The organism is Belnapia moabensis DSM 16746 (genome assembly GCF_000745835.1).
GTDB lineage: Bacteria > Pseudomonadota > Alphaproteobacteria > Acetobacterales > Acetobacteraceae > Belnapia > Belnapia moabensis.
Window position 1 is genome coordinate 1 of record NZ_JQKB01000080.1, and the last position, 17,893, is coordinate 17,893.

General features: G+C 64.8%; 15 protein-coding genes and 2 pseudogenes. 7 read left to right on the plus strand and 10 right to left on the minus strand.

Going from position 1 to position 17,893, the window contains the following annotated elements:
* From EP26_RS25555 to EP26_RS25575, 5 genes and pseudogenes are all read left to right on the plus strand, one after another.
* Positions 1–341, plus strand: a 341-nt coding sequence (locus EP26_RS25555; RefSeq protein WP_043342978.1) for an IS630 family transposase, incomplete at its 5' end; no start/stop codon positions are given.
* A 21-nt stretch (positions 342–362) separates the two neighbouring features.
* A pseudogene (locus tag EP26_RS25560) lies at positions 363–737 on the plus strand (Bug family tripartite tricarboxylate transporter substrate binding protein); the annotation flags it as partial.
* 79 nt (positions 738–816) lie between these two features.
* Positions 817–1,890 carry a malate/lactate/ureidoglycolate dehydrogenase gene (locus EP26_RS25565; RefSeq protein ID WP_043342981.1) on the plus strand — a complete coding sequence of 358 codons (1,074 nt, stop codon included), beginning with the start codon at positions 817–819 and terminating at the stop codon, positions 1,888–1,890.
* Between the two features lie 3 nt (positions 1,891–1,893).
* Complete coding sequence (locus tag EP26_RS25570; protein ID WP_043342983.1) at positions 1,894–3,036, plus strand: CaiB/BaiF CoA transferase family protein; 1,143 nt, start codon at positions 1,894–1,896, stop codon at positions 3,034–3,036.
* Positions 3,037–3,228: 192 nt separating this feature from the next.
* Positions 3,229–4,317, plus strand: coding sequence for a TRAP transporter substrate-binding protein (locus tag EP26_RS25575; RefSeq protein ID WP_043342984.1), 1,089 nt, complete (start codon positions 3,229–3,231; stop codon positions 4,315–4,317).
* A gap of 183 nt (positions 4,318–4,500) precedes the next feature.
* Here EP26_RS25575 and EP26_RS25580 read toward each other — a convergent pair whose 3' ends face one another.
* Together EP26_RS25580 and EP26_RS25585 are read right to left on the minus strand one after the other, a co-directional pair.
* Positions 4,501–5,310: a hypothetical protein gene (locus EP26_RS25580; RefSeq protein WP_043342986.1), complete on the minus strand. Its 810-nt coding sequence runs from the start codon at positions 5,308–5,310 to the stop codon at positions 4,501–4,503.
* A 322-nt stretch (positions 5,311–5,632) separates the two neighbouring features.
* Positions 5,633–7,225 (minus strand): GMC family oxidoreductase, encoded by a 1,593-nt coding sequence (locus tag EP26_RS25585; protein WP_043342987.1) that lies wholly within the window; start codon positions 7,223–7,225, stop codon positions 5,633–5,635.
* Between the two features lie 408 nt (positions 7,226–7,633).
* Between EP26_RS25585 and EP26_RS25590 the strand changes: the two genes are divergently transcribed.
* The gene (locus EP26_RS25590) at positions 7,634–8,569 is read left to right on the plus strand and encodes a Bug family tripartite tricarboxylate transporter substrate binding protein (protein WP_043342989.1); all 936 of its coding nucleotides are present in this window, start codon (positions 7,634–7,636) and stop codon (positions 8,567–8,569) included.
* Between the two features lie 521 nt (positions 8,570–9,090).
* Here EP26_RS25590 and EP26_RS25595 read toward each other — a convergent pair.
* The 8 genes and pseudogenes from EP26_RS25595 to EP26_RS25630 all read right to left on the minus strand — a co-directional run bounded on the left by EP26_RS25595 (position 9,091) and on the right by EP26_RS25630 (position 17,341).
* Positions 9,091–9,684 carry a ferric reductase-like transmembrane domain-containing protein gene (locus EP26_RS25595; RefSeq protein WP_211259554.1) on the minus strand — a complete coding sequence of 198 codons (594 nt, stop codon included), beginning with the start codon at positions 9,682–9,684 and terminating at the stop codon, positions 9,091–9,093.
* A 41-nt stretch (positions 9,685–9,725) separates the two neighbouring features.
* Positions 9,726–10,217, minus strand: a complete 492-nt coding sequence (locus EP26_RS25600; RefSeq protein WP_043342992.1) for a peptidase associated/transthyretin-like domain-containing protein — start codon at positions 10,215–10,217, stop codon at positions 9,726–9,728.
* Positions 10,218–11,208: 991 nt separating this feature from the next.
* A pseudogene (locus EP26_RS37740) lies at positions 11,209–11,671 on the minus strand (transposase); the annotation flags it as partial.
* A gap of 239 nt (positions 11,672–11,910) precedes the next feature.
* Positions 11,911–12,873 (minus strand): Bug family tripartite tricarboxylate transporter substrate binding protein, encoded by a 963-nt coding sequence (locus EP26_RS25610; RefSeq protein ID WP_043342994.1) that lies wholly within the window; start codon positions 12,871–12,873, stop codon positions 11,911–11,913.
* A gap of 35 nt (positions 12,874–12,908) precedes the next feature.
* Positions 12,909–14,048 carry a mandelate racemase/muconate lactonizing enzyme family protein gene (locus tag EP26_RS25615; RefSeq protein WP_043342996.1) on the minus strand — a complete coding sequence of 380 codons (1,140 nt, stop codon included), beginning with the start codon at positions 14,046–14,048 and terminating at the stop codon, positions 12,909–12,911.
* Positions 14,048–15,214 (minus strand): mandelate racemase/muconate lactonizing enzyme family protein, encoded by a 1,167-nt coding sequence (locus EP26_RS25620; protein WP_043342997.1) that lies wholly within the window; start codon positions 15,212–15,214, stop codon positions 14,048–14,050. The genes EP26_RS25615 and EP26_RS25620 overlap by 1 nt, the downstream gene beginning before the upstream one ends.
* Positions 15,211–16,200 (minus strand): hydroxyacid dehydrogenase, encoded by a 990-nt coding sequence (locus tag EP26_RS25625; protein WP_043342999.1) that lies wholly within the window; start codon positions 16,198–16,200, stop codon positions 15,211–15,213. The genes EP26_RS25620 and EP26_RS25625 overlap by 4 nt, the downstream gene beginning before the upstream one ends.
* Before the next feature lies 1 nt (position 16,201).
* The gene (locus EP26_RS25630; RefSeq protein WP_043343000.1) at positions 16,202–17,341 is read right to left on the minus strand and encodes a mandelate racemase/muconate lactonizing enzyme family protein; all 1,140 of its coding nucleotides are present in this window, start codon (positions 17,339–17,341) and stop codon (positions 16,202–16,204) included.
* Between the two features lie 228 nt (positions 17,342–17,569).
* On the opposite strand from EP26_RS25630, the gene EP26_RS25635 reads away from it, so the two are divergent.
* The gene (locus tag EP26_RS25635; RefSeq protein WP_043343002.1) at positions 17,570–17,776 is read left to right on the plus strand and encodes a hypothetical protein; all 207 of its coding nucleotides are present in this window, start codon (positions 17,570–17,572) and stop codon (positions 17,774–17,776) included.
* Positions 17,777–17,893: the final 117 nt, after the last annotated feature.

Consider the following 17,893-nt stretch of genomic DNA (forward strand, 5'->3'; position numbering starts at 1 on the left):
TTGAGCGCGTCGTCCCCGCCGGCAAGGTGATCCACGCCATCCTTGACAACTACGCCACCCACAAGCACCCAAAGGTCCGGCAGTGGTTGGCTGATCATCCGCGCTGGGTCTTCCACTTCACGCCGACATCGGCGTCCTGGATCAACGCCGTCGAGGGCTTCTTCTCGGCCATCACACGCAGGCGCATCCGCCGCGGCGTCTTTCAGTCAGTCCCCGACCTGCAGGACGCCATCACCCATTACATCCGCGACCACAACAAGAAGGCCAAGCCATTCGCCTGGACCAGGCCTGCCGACACCATCCTCGGCACGCTGGCCAGGCTTCCTGCACCTTCCGTTTGAGTCAGTGCACTAGGCGGTCGCACCGACTTCATGATCACCAACATGGCCGATGTCACGCGCCAGGTGCAGGATGGCGGGCTCCGGCTGCTGGCGATCTCGGACGAGGAGCCCTTCCCGCTCTTCCCAGACGTGCCTCCGCTGTCGCGGATCATTCCGGACTTCAGCGTGGTCGGCTGGTTCGCGCTCTGCGGGCAGAAGGCGATGGCGCCCGAGCTCGTGGACCGCCTGGAGGCCGCGGTGCGCCAAGCCATGGCGGATCCCTCGGTCGTCGGCCAGATGGCCAAGGGCGGGCTGACGCCGCGCTTCGAGGATCGCGCGGCCATCACTCACCGCCTCGCCGCGGACCGCGCCCTCTGGCTCGATGTCATCCGGACGGTCAACCTGCGGGCCGGGTGACCGGCGCGGCGTTGACCCCGCCTTCCCCGCCTGCCTACCGTCTCACCCAAGACAGGCCGGCATTGGGGGAACGTCATCCATGCTTATCCAGGCGGAGAGGCTGCAGGCCGCCATCGCCCAGATGCTGGAGGCGGCGGGGACCAATCCAGCCAGCGCCGGCATCGTCGCCGCGGACCTGCTGGAGGCGAACCTGCAAGGCCATGACAGCCATGGCGTACAGCTGGCGCCGCGTTACGTGCTGAACGCGCTAGCCGGCAAGCTGGCGCCCAACGCCGCGGTTCAGGTGGCGCAGCGGACCGGCGCGATCATCGTGGCGGATGGCGGCATGGGCTTCGGCCAGGTCGTCGGGCGCCAGGCCATGGAACTCGCCGTCGCCTCCGCTCGCGACACGGGCCTCGGGCTGCTGGCGCTCCGCAACGTTCACCATCTCGGCCGCATCGGCGCCTATGGCGACCAGGCCGTGGCGGCAGGGATGCTATCTCTCCATTTCGTCAATGCCGTCTCCGGCCCGCCGGTGGTGGCGCCCTTCGGCGGCAACGAAGCGCGCTTCGGCACCAACCCGATCTGCATCGCGGTGCCGCCGGTCGCGCCGGGCGGACATCCGCTGATCCTCGACTTCGCCACCAGCGCGCTTGCCATCGGCAAGGTCCGCGTGGCCCATGCCGCCGGCCGCCCGGTGCCGGAGAACAGCCTCGTCGATCATGCCGGGCGCCCGACGACCGACCCGGGTGTGATGTATGGCGAGGGCCCGCGCGGCGCGCTGCTGCCCTTCGGCCTGTACAAGGGGTCGGGGCTTGCCCTGATGTGTGAGATCCTGGCCGGCGCCCTCACCGGCGGTGGCACAAACCAGCCTGCCACGCCGAAGGACCGCGGCATCGTCAACGGCATGCTCGCCCTGGTCCTCGACCCGGCCCGCTTCGGCGACATCGAGGCGTTCCGGGCGGAGACCGCGGCCATGGTCGCGCATGTGAAGGCCGCCTCGCCGCCCGGTGGGCCGCCGGTGCTGGTTGCCGGGGAGAAGGAGCGGATCACGAAGGCCGAGCGCCGGCGCGACGGCATCCCGGTGCCCGATGCGACCTGGGCGGAGCTTTGCGCCGCTGCAGCCGAGGTGGGCATCCCGGCCGACCGCCTCGCCGCCCTGGTAGGGGTCTGAGCCGTGCGCACGACGCCGCTCGCCGGCTTAAGGGTGGTCGAGATCGGTCAGGCGGTCGCGGCGCCGCTGGCCGGCGTCATCCTGGCCGATCTCGGCGCCGAGGTGATCAAGGTGGAGAAGCCGGACGGCGGCGACGATGCCCGGCTCTGGGGCCCGCCCTGGGTCGGCGAGACCGGCCTCAGCTTCCATGCCTACAACCGTGGCAAGCGCGGGGTGACGCTGGACCTGAAGTCCTCCGCCGATGTGGCCCAACTCCGGCGGCTGGCGCAGGATGCAGACATCCTCATCCAGAACCTGCGTCCCGGCGTCGTAGAGGAGTTGGGCATTGGGCCGGAGGCAATGCTCGCGGCCAATCCGCGGCTGATCTACTGCTCGATCTGGGCCTTCGGCTATGCCGGGCCGCTGCGGCTGGCGCCGGGGTTCGACCCGCTGCTGCAGGCCTATGGTGCGATGATGAGCGTGACCGGTGGGCCGGATGACCCACCGACCTTCGCCGGCGCGGCGATCAACGACAAGTCGACCGCGATGTGGTGCGTCATCGGGGCTCTGGCCGCGCTTAGGCAACGCGACGCGACGGGCGAGGGCTGCGTCGTTGATACCTCGCTGTTTGAGAGCGCCGTCGCCCTGGTGGAGACGCCGCTGAACGGCTACCTGGCCAGCGGGGAGGTGCCGCCCCGCCACGGTACCGGCAGCCCCAACCTGGTGCCCTACCAGCTCTTCCAGACAGCCGACCGGCCAGTCTGCATCGCCGCCGGCAACCAGCGGCTCTGGGTGAAATTCGCCGGCGCCGTGGGCCATCCGGAATGGGCCGAGGATCCGCGCTTCCGCACCGGGCGAGACCGCACCGCCAACCGGTCGGCGCTGGTGGAGGCCATCCGCCCCGTGCTGCTGGCGAAGGGGCGCGAGCACTGGGTGGCTGCGTTCACCGCGGCCGGCGTGCCCTGCGCCCCGGTGAACGACCTGGCGGAGCTGGCGGCGACGCCGCAGTTGGCCGCGATGGACCTGTTGCGCCAAGTTCCGGGGACCGATCTGCGTATCGTCGGCCTGCCGGTATCTTTAAACCACGAACGGCCGGCTCCTCGTGCGGCGGCGCCTTCGCTGGGCCAAGACAACGCCGACATCCTGGGGAAGGCCGCGCCGAACTGAACATGATGCTGGCTCATCGCTTATCCCACCCGGCGGGCGGCGGGGCGATCAACTTCGAGGCAAGCTGCGCTCAGGCAGTTCCATTCGCTGGCCTGAGCTTCCGAGGTTAGGCATTGTTTTGCTGTTCCGGCCATGCATGCTCCCATTCTGCGAACCGCTGTCGCAGCTAAAACAATCGGGGGAGATGCCACTTTGAAACGCCGGATCATGCTGAGCGCCACGGCGCTGGCCGCACCCGTGGCGCTGTCCACACCCGCGCTGGCCCAGACCCAAAGTCCGGAAATCCGCTGGCGTCTTGCGAGCAGCTTTCCGAAGAATCTCGACATCCTATTCGGTGGAGCAGAATCCCTCGCGCGCCGCGTCGCGCAGATGACGGAGAACCGCTTCCAGATCCGCTGCTTTGCGGCAGGAGAGATCGTGCCGGCCCTGCAGGTGCTGGATGCCTTGCAGACTGGCACCATTGAGTGCGGACAGACCTCCAGCCTCTACTACATCGGGAAGGATCCGACCTTAGCTGCCTTTGCCGCGATCCCCTGGGGCATGAACATGCGGCAGCTTAACGCCTGGATGCGCTACGGCGGCGGCAACGAGATCGCGGGAGAACTCTACCGTGACTACAATGTCGTCGGCATCCCCTTCGGCGAGACCGGCACCCAGATGGGCGGCTGGTTTCGCAAGGAGGTTCGCAGTGTCGACGACATGAAGGGCATGAAATTTCGCATCTCCGGCATTGCCGGACAGGTCTTCGCGCGGATGGGCGCCGCGCCGACGCAAATCGCGGCAGCGGATATATACCCGTCGCTCGAGCGTGGGACGATCGACGCTGCGGAGTGGATCGGGCCCTATGACGACGAGAAGCTCGGTTTCCAGAGGGTAGCCAAGTACTATTACGCGCCAGGCTTCTGGGACGGCTCTTCGCGCGGCGTCTTCATGATGAACAACCGCGCCTGGGAGAGCCTGCCCGCTTACTACAAGCACATCCTGGAAGTCGCCTGCGGCGAGGCGACGTTGGAGATGATCGGTCGCTACGACGACGCGAATCCGAAGGCGCTGCGCCGGCTGTTAGCGGGCGGGACGCAGTTGAGGGCCTGGCCACGGGAAATCCTTCAAACCGCCTGGCGCGTAACTCATGAGTTGTACGAGGACACCGCAAGCCAGAACCCGCGCTTCCGGAAGATGTGGACCAGCTACAAGGCATTCCGGGACGAGCAATTTCAATGGTTCCGGGTCGCCGAGAATGCTTACGAGAATTTCGCATTCACAGCCGCGGCGCAGCGCTGAGGTACGAGGCATAGCTGGCGCTAGGCATGGCTTTCCGGAATAACGGCCGACCGTTGCCTTGTTCACGCCGGCCGTCTTCCCGCGGAGAGCGACACCGTCGGGCACGCTCGGTGGCTTGCCCCGCCAATCAAGCTTCGGCTAGCACCTCCGATTAATCCGGCGCCTACGAGCAGCTACCTTCCATCATGCCAGTTCAACAAGTTGGCGCGGGCGGTAGATCGCCGAGTGATGCACCCGGGCGATCGGCGTGCGGTCATTCGCAATGACCAGGACGTCGAGCTCGGCAATTTTGTGGCCTTTCCGGTCGTAGTTGGCCAGTACCTTTGCTCGGGTAGTCAGCACATCGCCGACGCGGGCCAGCCCCAGGTTGCGGGCCGCGCTTGCGATGTGAATCCAGGCGCCCATCTGGACGTTGTGCGACAAGGACCAGTTGCACATCCGCAGGATGATGCCGGGGTGGATGAGCTTCTCCGCGGAATAGATAGGGTTCGTCTCTCGGACATCGCGCAGATAACTTGAGGCGTAGTCCTCCGTAACCTCGACGGGATTGGCACCCAGCCACTCGCCAACGGCAAATACCGGCTCATTGACGTGCGGCCTCTCACGCCTGGCAGGCACGACCGGGAACGAGGCCAAATCCGGCATGGCTGGCAGCTCGGACGGCAGGCTTGCCGAGCCAGAGGCGCAGGTGACCGTCTCGCTCTCTACCGTAAAATCGATCCCGCTCGCAGACTGGCTCGCCGCGACGGTGACAATGCGGCCATCATAAACCGGCTTCAGAAACTTGCAGTCCATCATGCCCCGCTCGAGCCAGGGCCGTCCCCAAAGGTTCAGGGGGAAGTGAGTCGCGTAGGCATACACTTCCACACCAGGAACGAGGCCGCCAGCGAAGCCAAGCCGCGCCGCGACGGTGTCATCATGGATCTTGTTCTCGGACGCATGCGAAGCGTTGAAGGCGCTGAGGCTGTAGGGTGCGAAAGCTGATACCGGCATGGGAGGCTCCTCATCCTAAGGCAGCGCCATTTCGACACCCGGCCCATGCGCGCGCCAAGCCAATAATGCTCCCAACCCAGCCATGCTTGGGCGCGCAAACCGACAGCGTGCTTGCATAAGCTGCCCGGAGACGTTTTCGTGCCGGCTTGAGGTGGTGACGGGACGCCACCAGGTTGTGTCGGACACCAATTCGCCAGGATGCGCGGGTTCTGTAGCTGAGCGACCGAGGCACGAGAACGCTACAGCCTCGGCGCCACCCGGCATCGCCAGCCAGCCGGATGGGCTAAGGCCGAAACTTGACAGTGCCCCCTTGCCTCGCCGCTCATCCTGCGTCCTCCAGCATCATCGCCGCACATTTCTCGCCGATCATGATGATTGGCGCGTTCGTGTTTCCTGTGGTCAGGGTTGGCATCACGCTGGCATCGGCAATGCGTAGACCCTGGATGCTCCGCACCCGCAGCCGGCTGTCCACGACCGCACGTGGATCCTCGCCCATGCGGCAGGTGCCGACCGGGTGGTAGATGGTGGTGCCGTACTGCCGCGCGAAGGCCAGCATCTCGTCCTCGCTCTGAACCTCCGGTCCAGGCAGGATTTCGCGCACGCTGTGCTGAGCGATAGCGGGCTGCGCCATGATCTGGCGCGCCAGCCCCAACCCGGACGCCAGGACCTGCTGATCGCTCGGGGCACTGAGATAGTTGGGGCGGATCACCGGCCGTATGAGCGGGTCGGCAGACTTCGCCATAACGCTGCCACGGCTGTCCGGACGCACCGGACAAATCGCCAGGGTCATGCCAGGCTCCCGTTCCAAGCGGCTGATGACGCTTCCGAGTTCGTAAGTCGCTGGCGTGAAGAGCAGTTGCAGGTCAGGCGCGGCCAGGCCTTCGCGGGAACGGGTGAAGACCTGCGCGGTGGTTACGCCGAAGGTCAGCGCTCCATCACCGCGCAGGACAAAGCGTGCCACCTCGCCCGCCAGCCGCAAGCCACGCGACAACTGATTGGTCGAGACTGCTCGCTTCACGCGATGCTGCACGCGCGTGACGTAGTGGTCCTGCAGGTTGGCCCCGACGCCCGGCAGGTCTGCAAGCACCGTGATGCCGAGCGACTGAAGATGATCGGCCAGACCGAGGCCAGAGACCTGCAGCAGGTGCGGTGAGTTCACCGCGCCACCTGAGAGCACGACTTCCCTCGCCACGCGAATCCGCTTGGCTTCGCCACCTTGGAGATATTCGGCGCCAACACAGCGGCGTCCTTCGAACAGCAGGCGCGTCGCCTGAGCATTAGTCTCAATTCGTACCTTGTCCTTGGCAAGGGCGAGGAAGGTGCGGGCAGTCGAGCCGCGCCACTTCCCGATACGCGTCATCTGGGAATAACCGACACCTTCCTGCTCCCTGCCGTTCAAGTCCTCGCGGAAGATGTGGCCGGCCTGTTGCGCAGCTTCGACGAAGCGATGCGTCAGCGGCAGGATAGTGCGGTAATCCTCCACCCGTAACGGGCCGCTGGTGCCGCGATAGTCGGGATCGCCGCCGTTGCAATAGGTTTCGGAGCTGCGGAAGTAGGGCAGCACCTCATCATAGCTCCAGCCGCGAGCACCCATCTGCGCCCAGCCGTCGAAGTCAGCAGGGTTGCCACGCACATAGAGCATGCCGTTGATCGAGGAGGAGCCACCCAGCGTCTTGCCGCGCGGCCACTTAATGGCGCGGTTGTTGCTCCCGGGTTCGGGCTCGCTCAAATAGCCCCAGTTCACCAATTTCTGGTTTCTCAGCAGCTTGATCATGCCGGCGGGGATGTGAATCCACGGGTGGCGATCTTTCGGGCCGGCCTCCAGCAGCGTCACGCGGGCACCACTCTCACTGAGACGTGCGGCTACGACGCAGCCGGCCGAGCCGGCACCGATGACCAGATAGTCCGTTTCCATCACCGCACCCTTATCGTTTTTCTGACTTTTCTCGCAGCTTCACTATCGCCGTGCTACCGGCACCGTCAATTTCTGGGCCGGAGGCGGCTGCGCTTTCAAGCGATAGCCGTAGCAGCCGCACTCAGCCGCCAAAGCTGCAACTGCCTCGGGAAGCGCCAGCTTGCCGTCCTGAATGCGGTGCTGCATTGGATGCAGCTGACCAAGGACGTGATACGCCGGGGTTCGAAAATATCACATGCATCCCGCGTATAATGGATATGAGGCCGGCGGCGGTCGGGGCTGATATCTTTTCTTCTGCCGCTGAGCGGCTCTTGGAAAATTCAAGGATCTGCTTGTCGTCGGCATGCAGACATCCCACCCCTTACCCGCCATACTCCTTCGCAACAAAACTTCAAGGAAGGAAACGCCATGCTTCGACGTCTGAGCGCCATCGGTCTGTTGTGTACGGCCCTGTCGATTGCCTCAGCTCATGCGCAGAATGCGGTTACCATGATTGTGGGCTATCCGCCGGGTGGCGCTACGGATCTCATGGCGCGCATCATGCAGCCGGAGTTAGCCGCCGCGCTCGGCGCTCAGGTCGTGGTCAAGAACACCGCGGGCGCGAACGGCACAGTTGGCGCACTTGAGCTCGCACGCTCCCGTCCAGACGGGACGACGATCTTGCTGGCTCCGGGGGGCTCACTTGTGCTGACGCCTCATACGAGAGGAGCGCCGTTTCAGCAGACGGATTTCCTGCCCATCTGCCAGGTCACGGCTGCTCTTGTTGTCATGATGACGCCGCAGGATTCCGGTTTGCGCAGGCTGCAGGACGTCATCGCACGAGCCCGCGAAACGCGGGGTACTTTACCTTATGCGAGCACTGGCCCAGGCGGCACACCCCACATCAGCATGATTGCGCTGGAGCGCCTTGCCGGCATCGAGATGAACCACATTCCCTTCCGGGGCTCGGGTGAGGTGATGCAAGCTATGGCGTCGAAGCAGGTGCCGCTTTTCACCGACCAGGGCAACCTGGTCCGGCAGTATAATCTACACCCCATCGCCGTCTTCAGCGAGGCGCGGACGCGGGAATTCCCGGAAACGCCCACGATGCGCGAGCTAGGCTACGACCTCGTCTTCACCATTTGGTCTGGCCTCTACGCGCCGGCCGGCACGCCCACCGCAATTCTTGACCGGATCGAGGCAGCTTGCCAACGCATGATGGCCAGCCCCGTCGTCGTAGAGGGTCTGGGCAGGATGGATATGCCGATTCAATATCGCTCGCGCGCCGATTTCACCAGCTACCACGCTGCCGAGTATGCCCGCTTCGGCAAACTGGTTCAGGAGTTCAATCTCCGCGTTAACTGAAAGCTTTTTTGAAAGCGGGTATAATGTGTTCGGAAATATCTGTGCACATCCGTTTCGCGGATGGGCACAGGAAAGCAGAGGAACCGCTGCTGCGGGAGCCAACCAATGCCGAAGAGTGGTCCGCTGCGTTGATCAGACAGCGCCCTGGCAGCTATGCTGTTCGCTTGGTTGTAATACAAAGTTTGCGGCAGATTGCGAATGGCCGCGATAGGCTTAGATCAGCTAGGGACCCAGCGCAATTCGGCGACAAAGGTGGCTGTAGTCCGCATGTCTCGTACGCCAACCTTGGCTACCTGTTCCTTTTTAGTCATCGCCATTGCTTCGTAGCCTGCCGGTGTTCATCGTGCCTTGTTGAAACTGCCGAAGCCGAGCCTTGGTCTGGCTATGCGTTTCAAGCGCCGGACAACTTTTCTGACACAGAGGCCCCGGCTCCATGCACCACCGCATAGAACCGGCGAAGCCCCATCTGCAGGTAAGGCGGGCATGTCATCGTTGCAACGCCACTAAACTGCCGCCCTGACTCAAGCCGGGGGAGGTTGTCGGTCAACTCTCCGGTGCATTTTGCCAATGAGAGGCAGATCGATCACCACCTTCACGGCCGCCGCCACTACCAAGGCGGAGAGCGCTACCTTCGACATGAGCCCCATGGTCCCGTCGATCAGCATCGCGTGGACGACGCTACTTAAGACAATCACCAAAGCGAGGCCGATATGGCAGAGGCGCCAGACCATCAGCCTCCATCGGAGCCGCCCACGCAAAACGGCGAGTAGCGCCGATGTGAGCACCGCCCAGGTTGCGATCACACCCCATGCTGAAAACGGCGTCGGCGACCGGAGGAGGAGGGCGTCCACAACATCGGGTGGACTGGTCAGCCACAGGGCCCCAATATGGACCGCCAGAGCCGCCACAAGCCCGGCACCCACCCAGGCATGCACTCGCCGCCCAAGCCGCATGCGCAACCCCGGCAGGTATCCCCCGGCGAGCAATGGCTGGAGAAGGAGCAGTCCCAGCGCGACCACTCCCGCGAGCCCGGCCGCGATGTAGACCGGATCGCGCCATGCCAGCAGCGGACTTCGCGCCGCGACGGCGAGAGGCACGGCCAGGACTGCGGCCAAGGCCGCCCAGATCACGACTGCCCGCAGGGACCTCGCGCCGGTCACGCCCGCCGCAGAACGAAATCCGCGCTCAGCCTTGTGTCGCTGGCGCTCCGCATAACAGGCCGAAGGAAAACCGTCTCGAAGCCGTTGCCATCGTGCTCTGCGTCATAGGCTAGGTGCCCATGCGCCTGCCCGAAGGCGGGTATGATCTGCGGCATTTCCATCCGGAACACCCCGTTCGCGTCCGTCAGCGTCGCGCCGTGGCTGTGCGGGTCGCGCTCATGCCCTTCCGTGGTATGCGCCCAAATCTGAATGCGCACACGCGGCAGCGGGGCACCATCGCCTGCACGCCTGACGGTGCCAGTCATCAGGAAGCCGCCGCCGCCGATGCGCTCCACGAGAGGTGCTCCAGGCAGGTAGTTGTTCGCGCCACCTCGCATCGTGGGTGTCGGGGCGAGGCCCTGCGCCCGCAACGGACTGGTAATGCCGGATGCGGCGGTCGTTGCGGCAGCCAGGAGAAAGGTGCGGCGAGCCTTGAGCGCTTGAGCCATCGTGATCTGTCCTTCCGACCGTGGCGGGCGGCCTCGCCGACCAGCTTCGCTCCCATGCTGGAAGTCGCAGTCGCGTCGGATCGGGGCCCATAGACAGTGATGTGGGAAAGACCCACATCCCGTAAAGCGCCCTTGTGCTTCCAGACGCGTGCTTCTGCGGCGCGGAACGTGCTTTGCACATGCTGACCGATGGTGCTCCTCCGCGGCGTCGCTGAGCCGGAGTGCAGCGCCGCACCGTTCGCCCTCCCGGTTTGAGTCTATCTTGAAAACCGTTTGGCAATATTCGCCTGATCGGTAATACTAACCTTAAATTAAAAGCCCCAAAAGTGCTTTTGAAAATATTATACTGCATAAAATCCAAAACATTTTATATTCAAATATAAAATTCAATCCCTAATGTATGGTCTAATACCAAGTCCCGGTGATCCCAACCTGTCAGCGGCGGAGGGGCGCGCCCTCGACGCAACCCGCTCCGGCCTCGGAGGAGCCGCTTTACTGCATGGGTTCTCATCAGCGGGATTTGGTATAAGTGGCTCTCCGTAGCGCTCCTTATGCGCCATCAGCTAGATTGAAATCCTCACTGCCAAACCTACTTTCCACCACCTGGTGGAATGCGACTGGGCAGGCGCATAGCCGAGGCGCGGCACCATTATCCGGGGATGATGGACAACGATGCGGCCAGTAACCGGTCTTGAACAACACCGACCAGTAACAGCCGACCAACTTCACGCTCTACGCAGCTGCGTGCTGCATCGGCCCGTATCGGGTTCACGGGTGGAAGTCTGACAGTGCGATGCAGTTAATCGCTGCCGCCATCCCCGTGACCGTTCCGACGGATACGAATTGAGCTTTGAGGGGCGGGAGCGGGCCTTCACCAACCCGGACGACGAGCCACGCTCATCTTTCGACAAACCGGGAACCCGACCGCCGCTACCCGGACGGCTGAGCCAAGCACCTTTGGCGCGAAGGCTGCAAAACCAACCGGATAGCAAGACGCGTCCGCCGTAGTCAGGTTGACCATCAGCAGGCGCTCATCTGTATCCATGCGACGTGGCACTTGCGGCCCCGGGTCCGCTTGACGGCGTCGTAGCCCCCGCCGTCAGGCGCTTCTGGCGCCTTCACCGTCTGACTGTCGAGCACGCCGCCGCTCGGGCTGGCCTCCCGGCCCTCCCGCTCGCGGTCCAGCATGAGCGCGATGTCGTGGATAGTCTGGAACAATAGCCGCCGGGCAGAGCGCCGGCATCACCAGTAGACGGTCTGCCATGTCCCGACATGCACCGGCAGCATCCGCCAGCCGCAACCGCACGGGCCAGGTAGCGGATTGCGTTCAGCACCTTCCGCATGTCGGCGCTTGGTAGCCTGCCACGCCGTACTGGAACAAGCTGTAGCAGCTAGACCGCAGCCCATCCCTCGTCCGTCAGATCAGTGGGATAGCGCCGCCGACGTTCAAACACCGCCTGCCGTGCTCGGTGCTAGTTGGTCCACCTCCCGCCTATCTGGGCCGCGGCGCGACCCAAAACACCGTCGATCAGACATCCTCAAACGGAATCCTAGGCGAAAGATTGGTGGCGGTACGCTTCGCGGCAGCCGGCCCGCGAATCCGGGGCCGAAGCGTTGAGGGCAACGGGATTGGCCTAGACACAGCTGGATGCCCGACACGGGAACCTCGGCCCATCGTTGATCTTTTGGTCGATCAATCAGCCCGGATATTGGCGGCGCGCATCACCTCGCCCCAGCGCCGCCGGTCTTCCTGGATGGTGCTGCGAAAGCTGTCGGGGTCGCCGATCAGGCTTTCCATGCCGTTCTCGGCCAGCCGCCGCCGGAAGATCGGATCGGTGTTCACCCGCTGCAGCGCCGCGACCCAGCGATCCAGAACCGGCTTCGGCATGCCGCCCGGACCGGCGACGCCAAACCAGTTGCGCACCGTGAAGCCCGGCACTGTCGCGCTGATCAAGGGCACGTCCGGCATCAGCGGGCTCGGCCTCGGGGCGCCGAAGGCTACTGCGCGCAGGCCGCCATCACGGATTTGGCCGAGAAATTCCGGCAGATTGCCAAACATCATGTCGGTGCGTCCGGCGGCGATATCGACGATCGCCGGCGCGCCACCGCGATAGGAAATGTGCAGCAGATCGACACCTGCAAGTCGCTTGAAATACTCCGCCGCCAAATGTTGGCTGCCTCCATTCCCCGCGCTGGCATAGGTCAGTTTCCCGGGATTGGCGTGGGCGAGATCGATCAGCTGCCGGACGCTTTGGATCGGCCCCTGCGGACTGACGACGAGCACATTATAGATGTTGGCGACATTGCTGATCGGCGTCAGATCATGATCCACGTCGAAAGGCAGCCGCATTCCCGGCATCTGCGGCATGACGGTATAAAGCGCCATGGTGGCAAGCAGTACCGTATGACCATCCGGCGGCGACTTCGCCACGGCATCGGCGGCGATATTGCCCGAGGCACCGGTGCGGTTTTCCACTACGACGCGCTGGCCGAGGACCGGCGACAGGTGCTCAGCCAGGATGCGGGATAGCAAGTCGCAGGTCCCGCCGGGCGCGAAGCCGCAGAGGAAGCGGATATCCTTCGAGGGAAAATCCTGAGCACGCGCCGGTAGCGCGGCCGCGAACAGGGCAAGAATGGCGATCAGCAGGCGCTTCATTGGCGCATTTCCTCCCGGTTGATGCTTGCTTTGGCCTACACGTAGCCGGGCCCCTCGATGGCCGGATGGGCGGCGAGGAAACCCTCATCCACTTCGACGCCGATGCCTGGCCCATCGAGCGGCAGCACCGTCCCGTCGCGGCTAATGCGCCAGGGCTCGCTGCCCAGCACATCGCGGAACAGGTTGTTTCTCGAGACATCCGCCTCGAAATAACCGCCATTCTCGATGGCAGCGAGGAAATGGATGGAGGCTGCCTGGTTCACGCCGGTCATGGAGGAATGCGGGTTGATCGGGATCTTGAAAGCGCTGGCCATGGCCGCGATCCGCAAGGCCTCCGTGATGCCGCCGCATTTCGACAGATCTGGCTGCCAAATGGTGATGACCCGGTCCTCCAGCACTCGGCTGAATTCGAAACGGGTGTAGTGGTTTTCTCCCGCCGCCAGCGGCGTCCGGCCATAGCTCCGCGCCTGGGCGTAGAGATGATGATCGTGCGCGGGGAAGGGTTCCTCCAGCCAGCCAATGTTCAGCGCATCCATCACCGGCATCACCTGCCGCACATCCGCGATGGAATAGCCGGTGTTGGCGTCCGTCAGAATTGCCAGCCCATCGCCAAAGGCATTCCGCACAGCCTCCATTCGCGCAGTGTCGTCGCGCACCGTGTCGCCGATGCGCAGCTTCACGGCACGATATCCGCTCTCGATCAGCGGCTGAGCCTCCTCGACCAGGTCGGCCGGCGGCTGGTAGCCGAGGGCAATGCCGCCGGCATAGGCGGGAACCAGGCGGCGGGCGCCACCAAGAAGTTTCCAGAGCGGCCAGCCCACCGCCTTGCCCTTGATGTCCCACAAAGCCATGTCGATGCCGGACATCGCCATGGCGGTGCCGGCGCCCATGCCATGGCTGCCAAGCTGGTACTTGTAGATCTTGGCCCAGATGCCGGTGGTGTCGGTCGCTTCCATCCCGAGGATGAGCTGGGAGAGGGTGGTCTCTATCAGCTTGGCGATGGCGGTATGGGCGCGGCCATGATGGCTCTCGCCCCAGCCGACGAGGCCGCTCTCGGTCGTCACCTTCACCATGACGCAGTCCCGCTTCACGGCCTGCCCGATGCCCAGCCGCACGCCGCCGGACTGCGGCAGCGGGAAGGAGGTGGGATAGGCCTTGATCTCGCGGATCTTCATCATTGCCTCCTGTAACGGTTCAGGAAATCTTCCTTCACTGTAATCCCAAGGCCTGGCCGGTCAGGCACGTCCACCATGCCGTCCTGAACGGGGAAGCGCTCCTCGATCAGGTCATGCAGCATAGGGTTGTGACCGAGCGAGTATTCCAGGATGAAGCCCGCGCTGTTGCTGGCGGCCAGATGCAGCCCGGCAGCGAAGGCCGGGGCACCCGACCAGAGATGCGGCGCCAGGCGCAGGTTGAAGGCGGTGGCGATGGCGCCGATCCGCACGCCTTCGGTGATGCCGCCAGCGATGGCGAGGTCTGGCTGCAGCACATCGGCCGCACGCAGCTCCGCCAATTCACGGAAGTCGTGCCGGGTGAATTCGCTCTCGCCGCTGCTGATGGGCACGGCGCTGGCGCGGCGCACCTCCGCCTGGCCCTGCTTGTCATCCGCTGTCACCGGTTCCTCGAACCAGAGTAGGTCACAATCCTCCACCATGCGGCAGAATGCCTTGGCCTCTGCCACGGTCCAGGTGCCGTGCGCATCGGCGGCGAGGCCGACTTCAGGGCCGAGCGCCCGACGCGCTGCCCGCACCCGTGCGGCGGAGCGGGCAACCGGCCCATCCATCGAGCCGACGCGCATCTTCACCGCGCGGAAGCCGCCCTTGTCTATGTAACCGAGGAGCTGCTCGCCGATCTTGTTCTCATCCGCCCAACCACCGGAGGCATAGGCCGGCATGCGTTCCGCCCGTCGGCCACCGAGAAGCCGCCAGATCGGTGCGCCGAGCGACTTGCCCAGAATGTCCCAAAGGGCGATGTCGATGCCCGCGATGGCGCTGATCGACAGCCCCCGCCGCCCGAGCGTCGGGAATACATGGCCGCGGTCGATCGCAAAGCCCTGCCGCGGCATGTTGTACAGCACATCCCAGAGCCGCGAGATGTCACGCGGGTCCTCGCCCACCAGCAGCGGCGCAAGATCCTGGTTGATGATGGCGGCCAGCCCGGCGCAGGCCGCTGTGCTGGCGACACCTGCCTTGGCCTCGCCCCAGCCGGTGATGCCGGACTCCGTCTCCACCCGGACGATGACGCTGTCGAAGGTCGGCTGCCTGCCGAAATCGGAAAGGTGCTGACGATCCGGTGGGATCGGCACCTGAACCCAGCTGGCCTCGACGCGGGTGATCCTCACAGGCCAAGCTCCCGGCGGCGGGCCTGGTACGCGTCCCAGGCTTCCGGATTGACGAGGTTGGCCGGCCGCCCGCCGCGCAGCACCCGCACCACGTCCTGTGCCGCGACCTGGCTCATGCGCGCCGCACTCTCGCGCGAGAGGCCGGCGACATGCGACGAGAGGATGACATTGGGAAAATCGCGCAGCGGATGGCCCGCCGCGAGCGGCTGCACGGCGTAGACATCTAGCGCCGCGCCGCCGATGCGGCCTGCCGACAACGCCTCGACCAGCGCCTCCTCCTCGACCACCGCACCGCGCGAGACATTCATCAGCCAGGCAGTCGGCTTCATGCGGCCGATCAGTGCGGCCGAGGCCAGCCCCTTGGTTTCCGGGGTCAAGGGGCAGGCCAGGGCGATGAAGTCGCTCTCAGCGAAGAGGTGTGGTAGCGTCGCATACTCGACAAAACCCGGCAGCGCCTCCCTTCTCCGCTGGAAGCCCAAGACCCGCATGCGGAAGCCGTGATGCGCGATCTCCGCCAGTCGCGTTCCGATGGCGCCGACGCCGACGATGCCGAGGGTCCGGCCACGCAGCTCCGTGGCGCTGCTCGCCAGGGCGCGGCCGCTCTTCCAGCCTTCCGTGAGGTGGAGCCGGTGCATCGTTTCCAACCGCCGTGTCGCGGCAAGCATTTGGGCGACGACGAATTCGGCAACTGCATCGGCATTGGCGCCCGGCACATTGGTCACTAGCACACCATGGGCCGTGCAGTCGGCTACCGGGATCAGGTCCACGCCGACCCCATGCCGCGCGGCGACCAGCAGCCTTGGGCAGGAAGCAGCCAGGTCATCGGGCAACTTCTGCCGCACGATGACAGCCGAGGCTGCGCGGCAAAGGGCGCGGAGTTGGTCGTGGCTTTGTTCGCCACCCGGGCCTTCGATCACCTCCAGCCCTGCCTCACGCAGCACTGCCATGCCCACGGGTTCGATTGGCTCGGTTAATGCAACCTTCATCCTATGCCACCTTGAAGCGGGCCAGAACCTCGCGGTCGATTTCGATGCCGAGGCCCGGGCCCTCCGGCACGGCGACGACGCCGTGCTTCTGCTCGATCGGCAGGGTCGCCAGCAGGTCGCGCAAGGGGTTCGGCGTCTGCTCGAATTCCAGCATAGGCGGCATGGGGCGGAAGGCCGGCGGCTGATCCGGCAGGGCCGCCAGGAACTGCACCGTGGCGGCGAGACCGATTGCGCTACCCCAGGCATGCGGCACGCATTCCACGCCGAAGGCCGAGGCTAGCGTTGCGATCTTCCGCATCTCCGAAATCCCGCCGGCGGCGCAGACATCTGGCTGGACGATATCCATGGCCTTTTTCGCGATCACGTCGCGGAAACCGAAGCGGGTGAAATCGTTTTCACCGCCCGCGACCGCCATGTCGAGCGCACGCGTGACCTCGACATAGCCGTCATGGTCCTCTGGGCTGATCGGCTCCTCGAACCACAGGAGATCCAGCGGCTCCAGCATGCGGCCGAGACGGATCGCCTGCGGGACGGAGAAGCAGTGATTGGCGTCCACCGCGAGGCCGATCTCCGGCCCGATCGCCTCCCGCACCGCCGCCACGCGCCGCAAGTCCAGCTTCGGATCGCCGAGGCCGATCTTCATCTTGATGGCGCGGAAGCCCTGCGCCTTGTACTCCAGCGCTTCCTCCACCGCCTCCTCGACCAGCCGGTCCATGTCGATGAAGTAGAGGCCAGTTGCATAGGCCTGAACCTGCTTGCGATAGGCCCCGCCGATAAGCTTGTGGATCGGCTTGCCCGTGGCCCGCCCCATCAGGTCCCAAAGCGCGATGTCGATGCCCGAGAGCGCCGTGATGGAGAAGCCCTGGGCTCCGTAATCCTTGATGCGATTGTAGAGGTCCTCCCAGACGACCTCCACGTCGAAGGGATCGCGGCCGATAACGCGCGGGGCATACTGCGTCTCTATCAGAGTCTTGTTGACAGCGGCTGGGCCGTAGCACTCGCCCCAGCCGGTCAGCCCATCATCGGTCGTCACCTCGACGATGCAGGAGGAGCGCGTGTTGTAGAGCCAGCCCCGCGCCGAGGTGAAGGGTTTCTCCACCTTGGATTGCAGGATATGGCAAGTGATTTTGTTGATCTTCATGCGGACGCCCTCCCAGGCGCAGTTGCGGGAAGGCTGCCATGGGGGAACGCCGCCTGTCACCCTCGTGCTTGGGTGCCGGCCTTAGTGGCCGTCTGGCCCCTCAGCATCCCTGCCTCCTAATCAGGGGAAGGTAGCCGCTAAGACTCTGAACGCGAAATAAGTCGGGTTTTTCGGGTTGGCTTCGATAGGTAAGGCGGTGCGCCAGGGTTGCCTCACCATGTTGGGCCGATGTCTTGCACCAGCCTAAGCAGCAATGCCGACCTGCCTCCGCCTTCGGCTCGCCGTGTTCCTCGACCCAGCCGTGGCGACGGCTGGAACACGCTGGCCGACATCGAAGTCTTCGTCTTCGCGGTCGAGGCGGAACTGGAGGCCATGGACCGCGAGCGGGTCGGCGTGCATTGCCGCGGCCGCAAGCCGGACCTGACCCTGCGGTGACGCCTGATCGGGCTGATCTGGACCCCCACCTTCGGCGGCCTGCAGTGGCGCATCGCTGGCTGGCTCTCGTGTGTTCCCTTCACCACCCTGCACAGCAGCTTCGCGCGCTGGACCCGC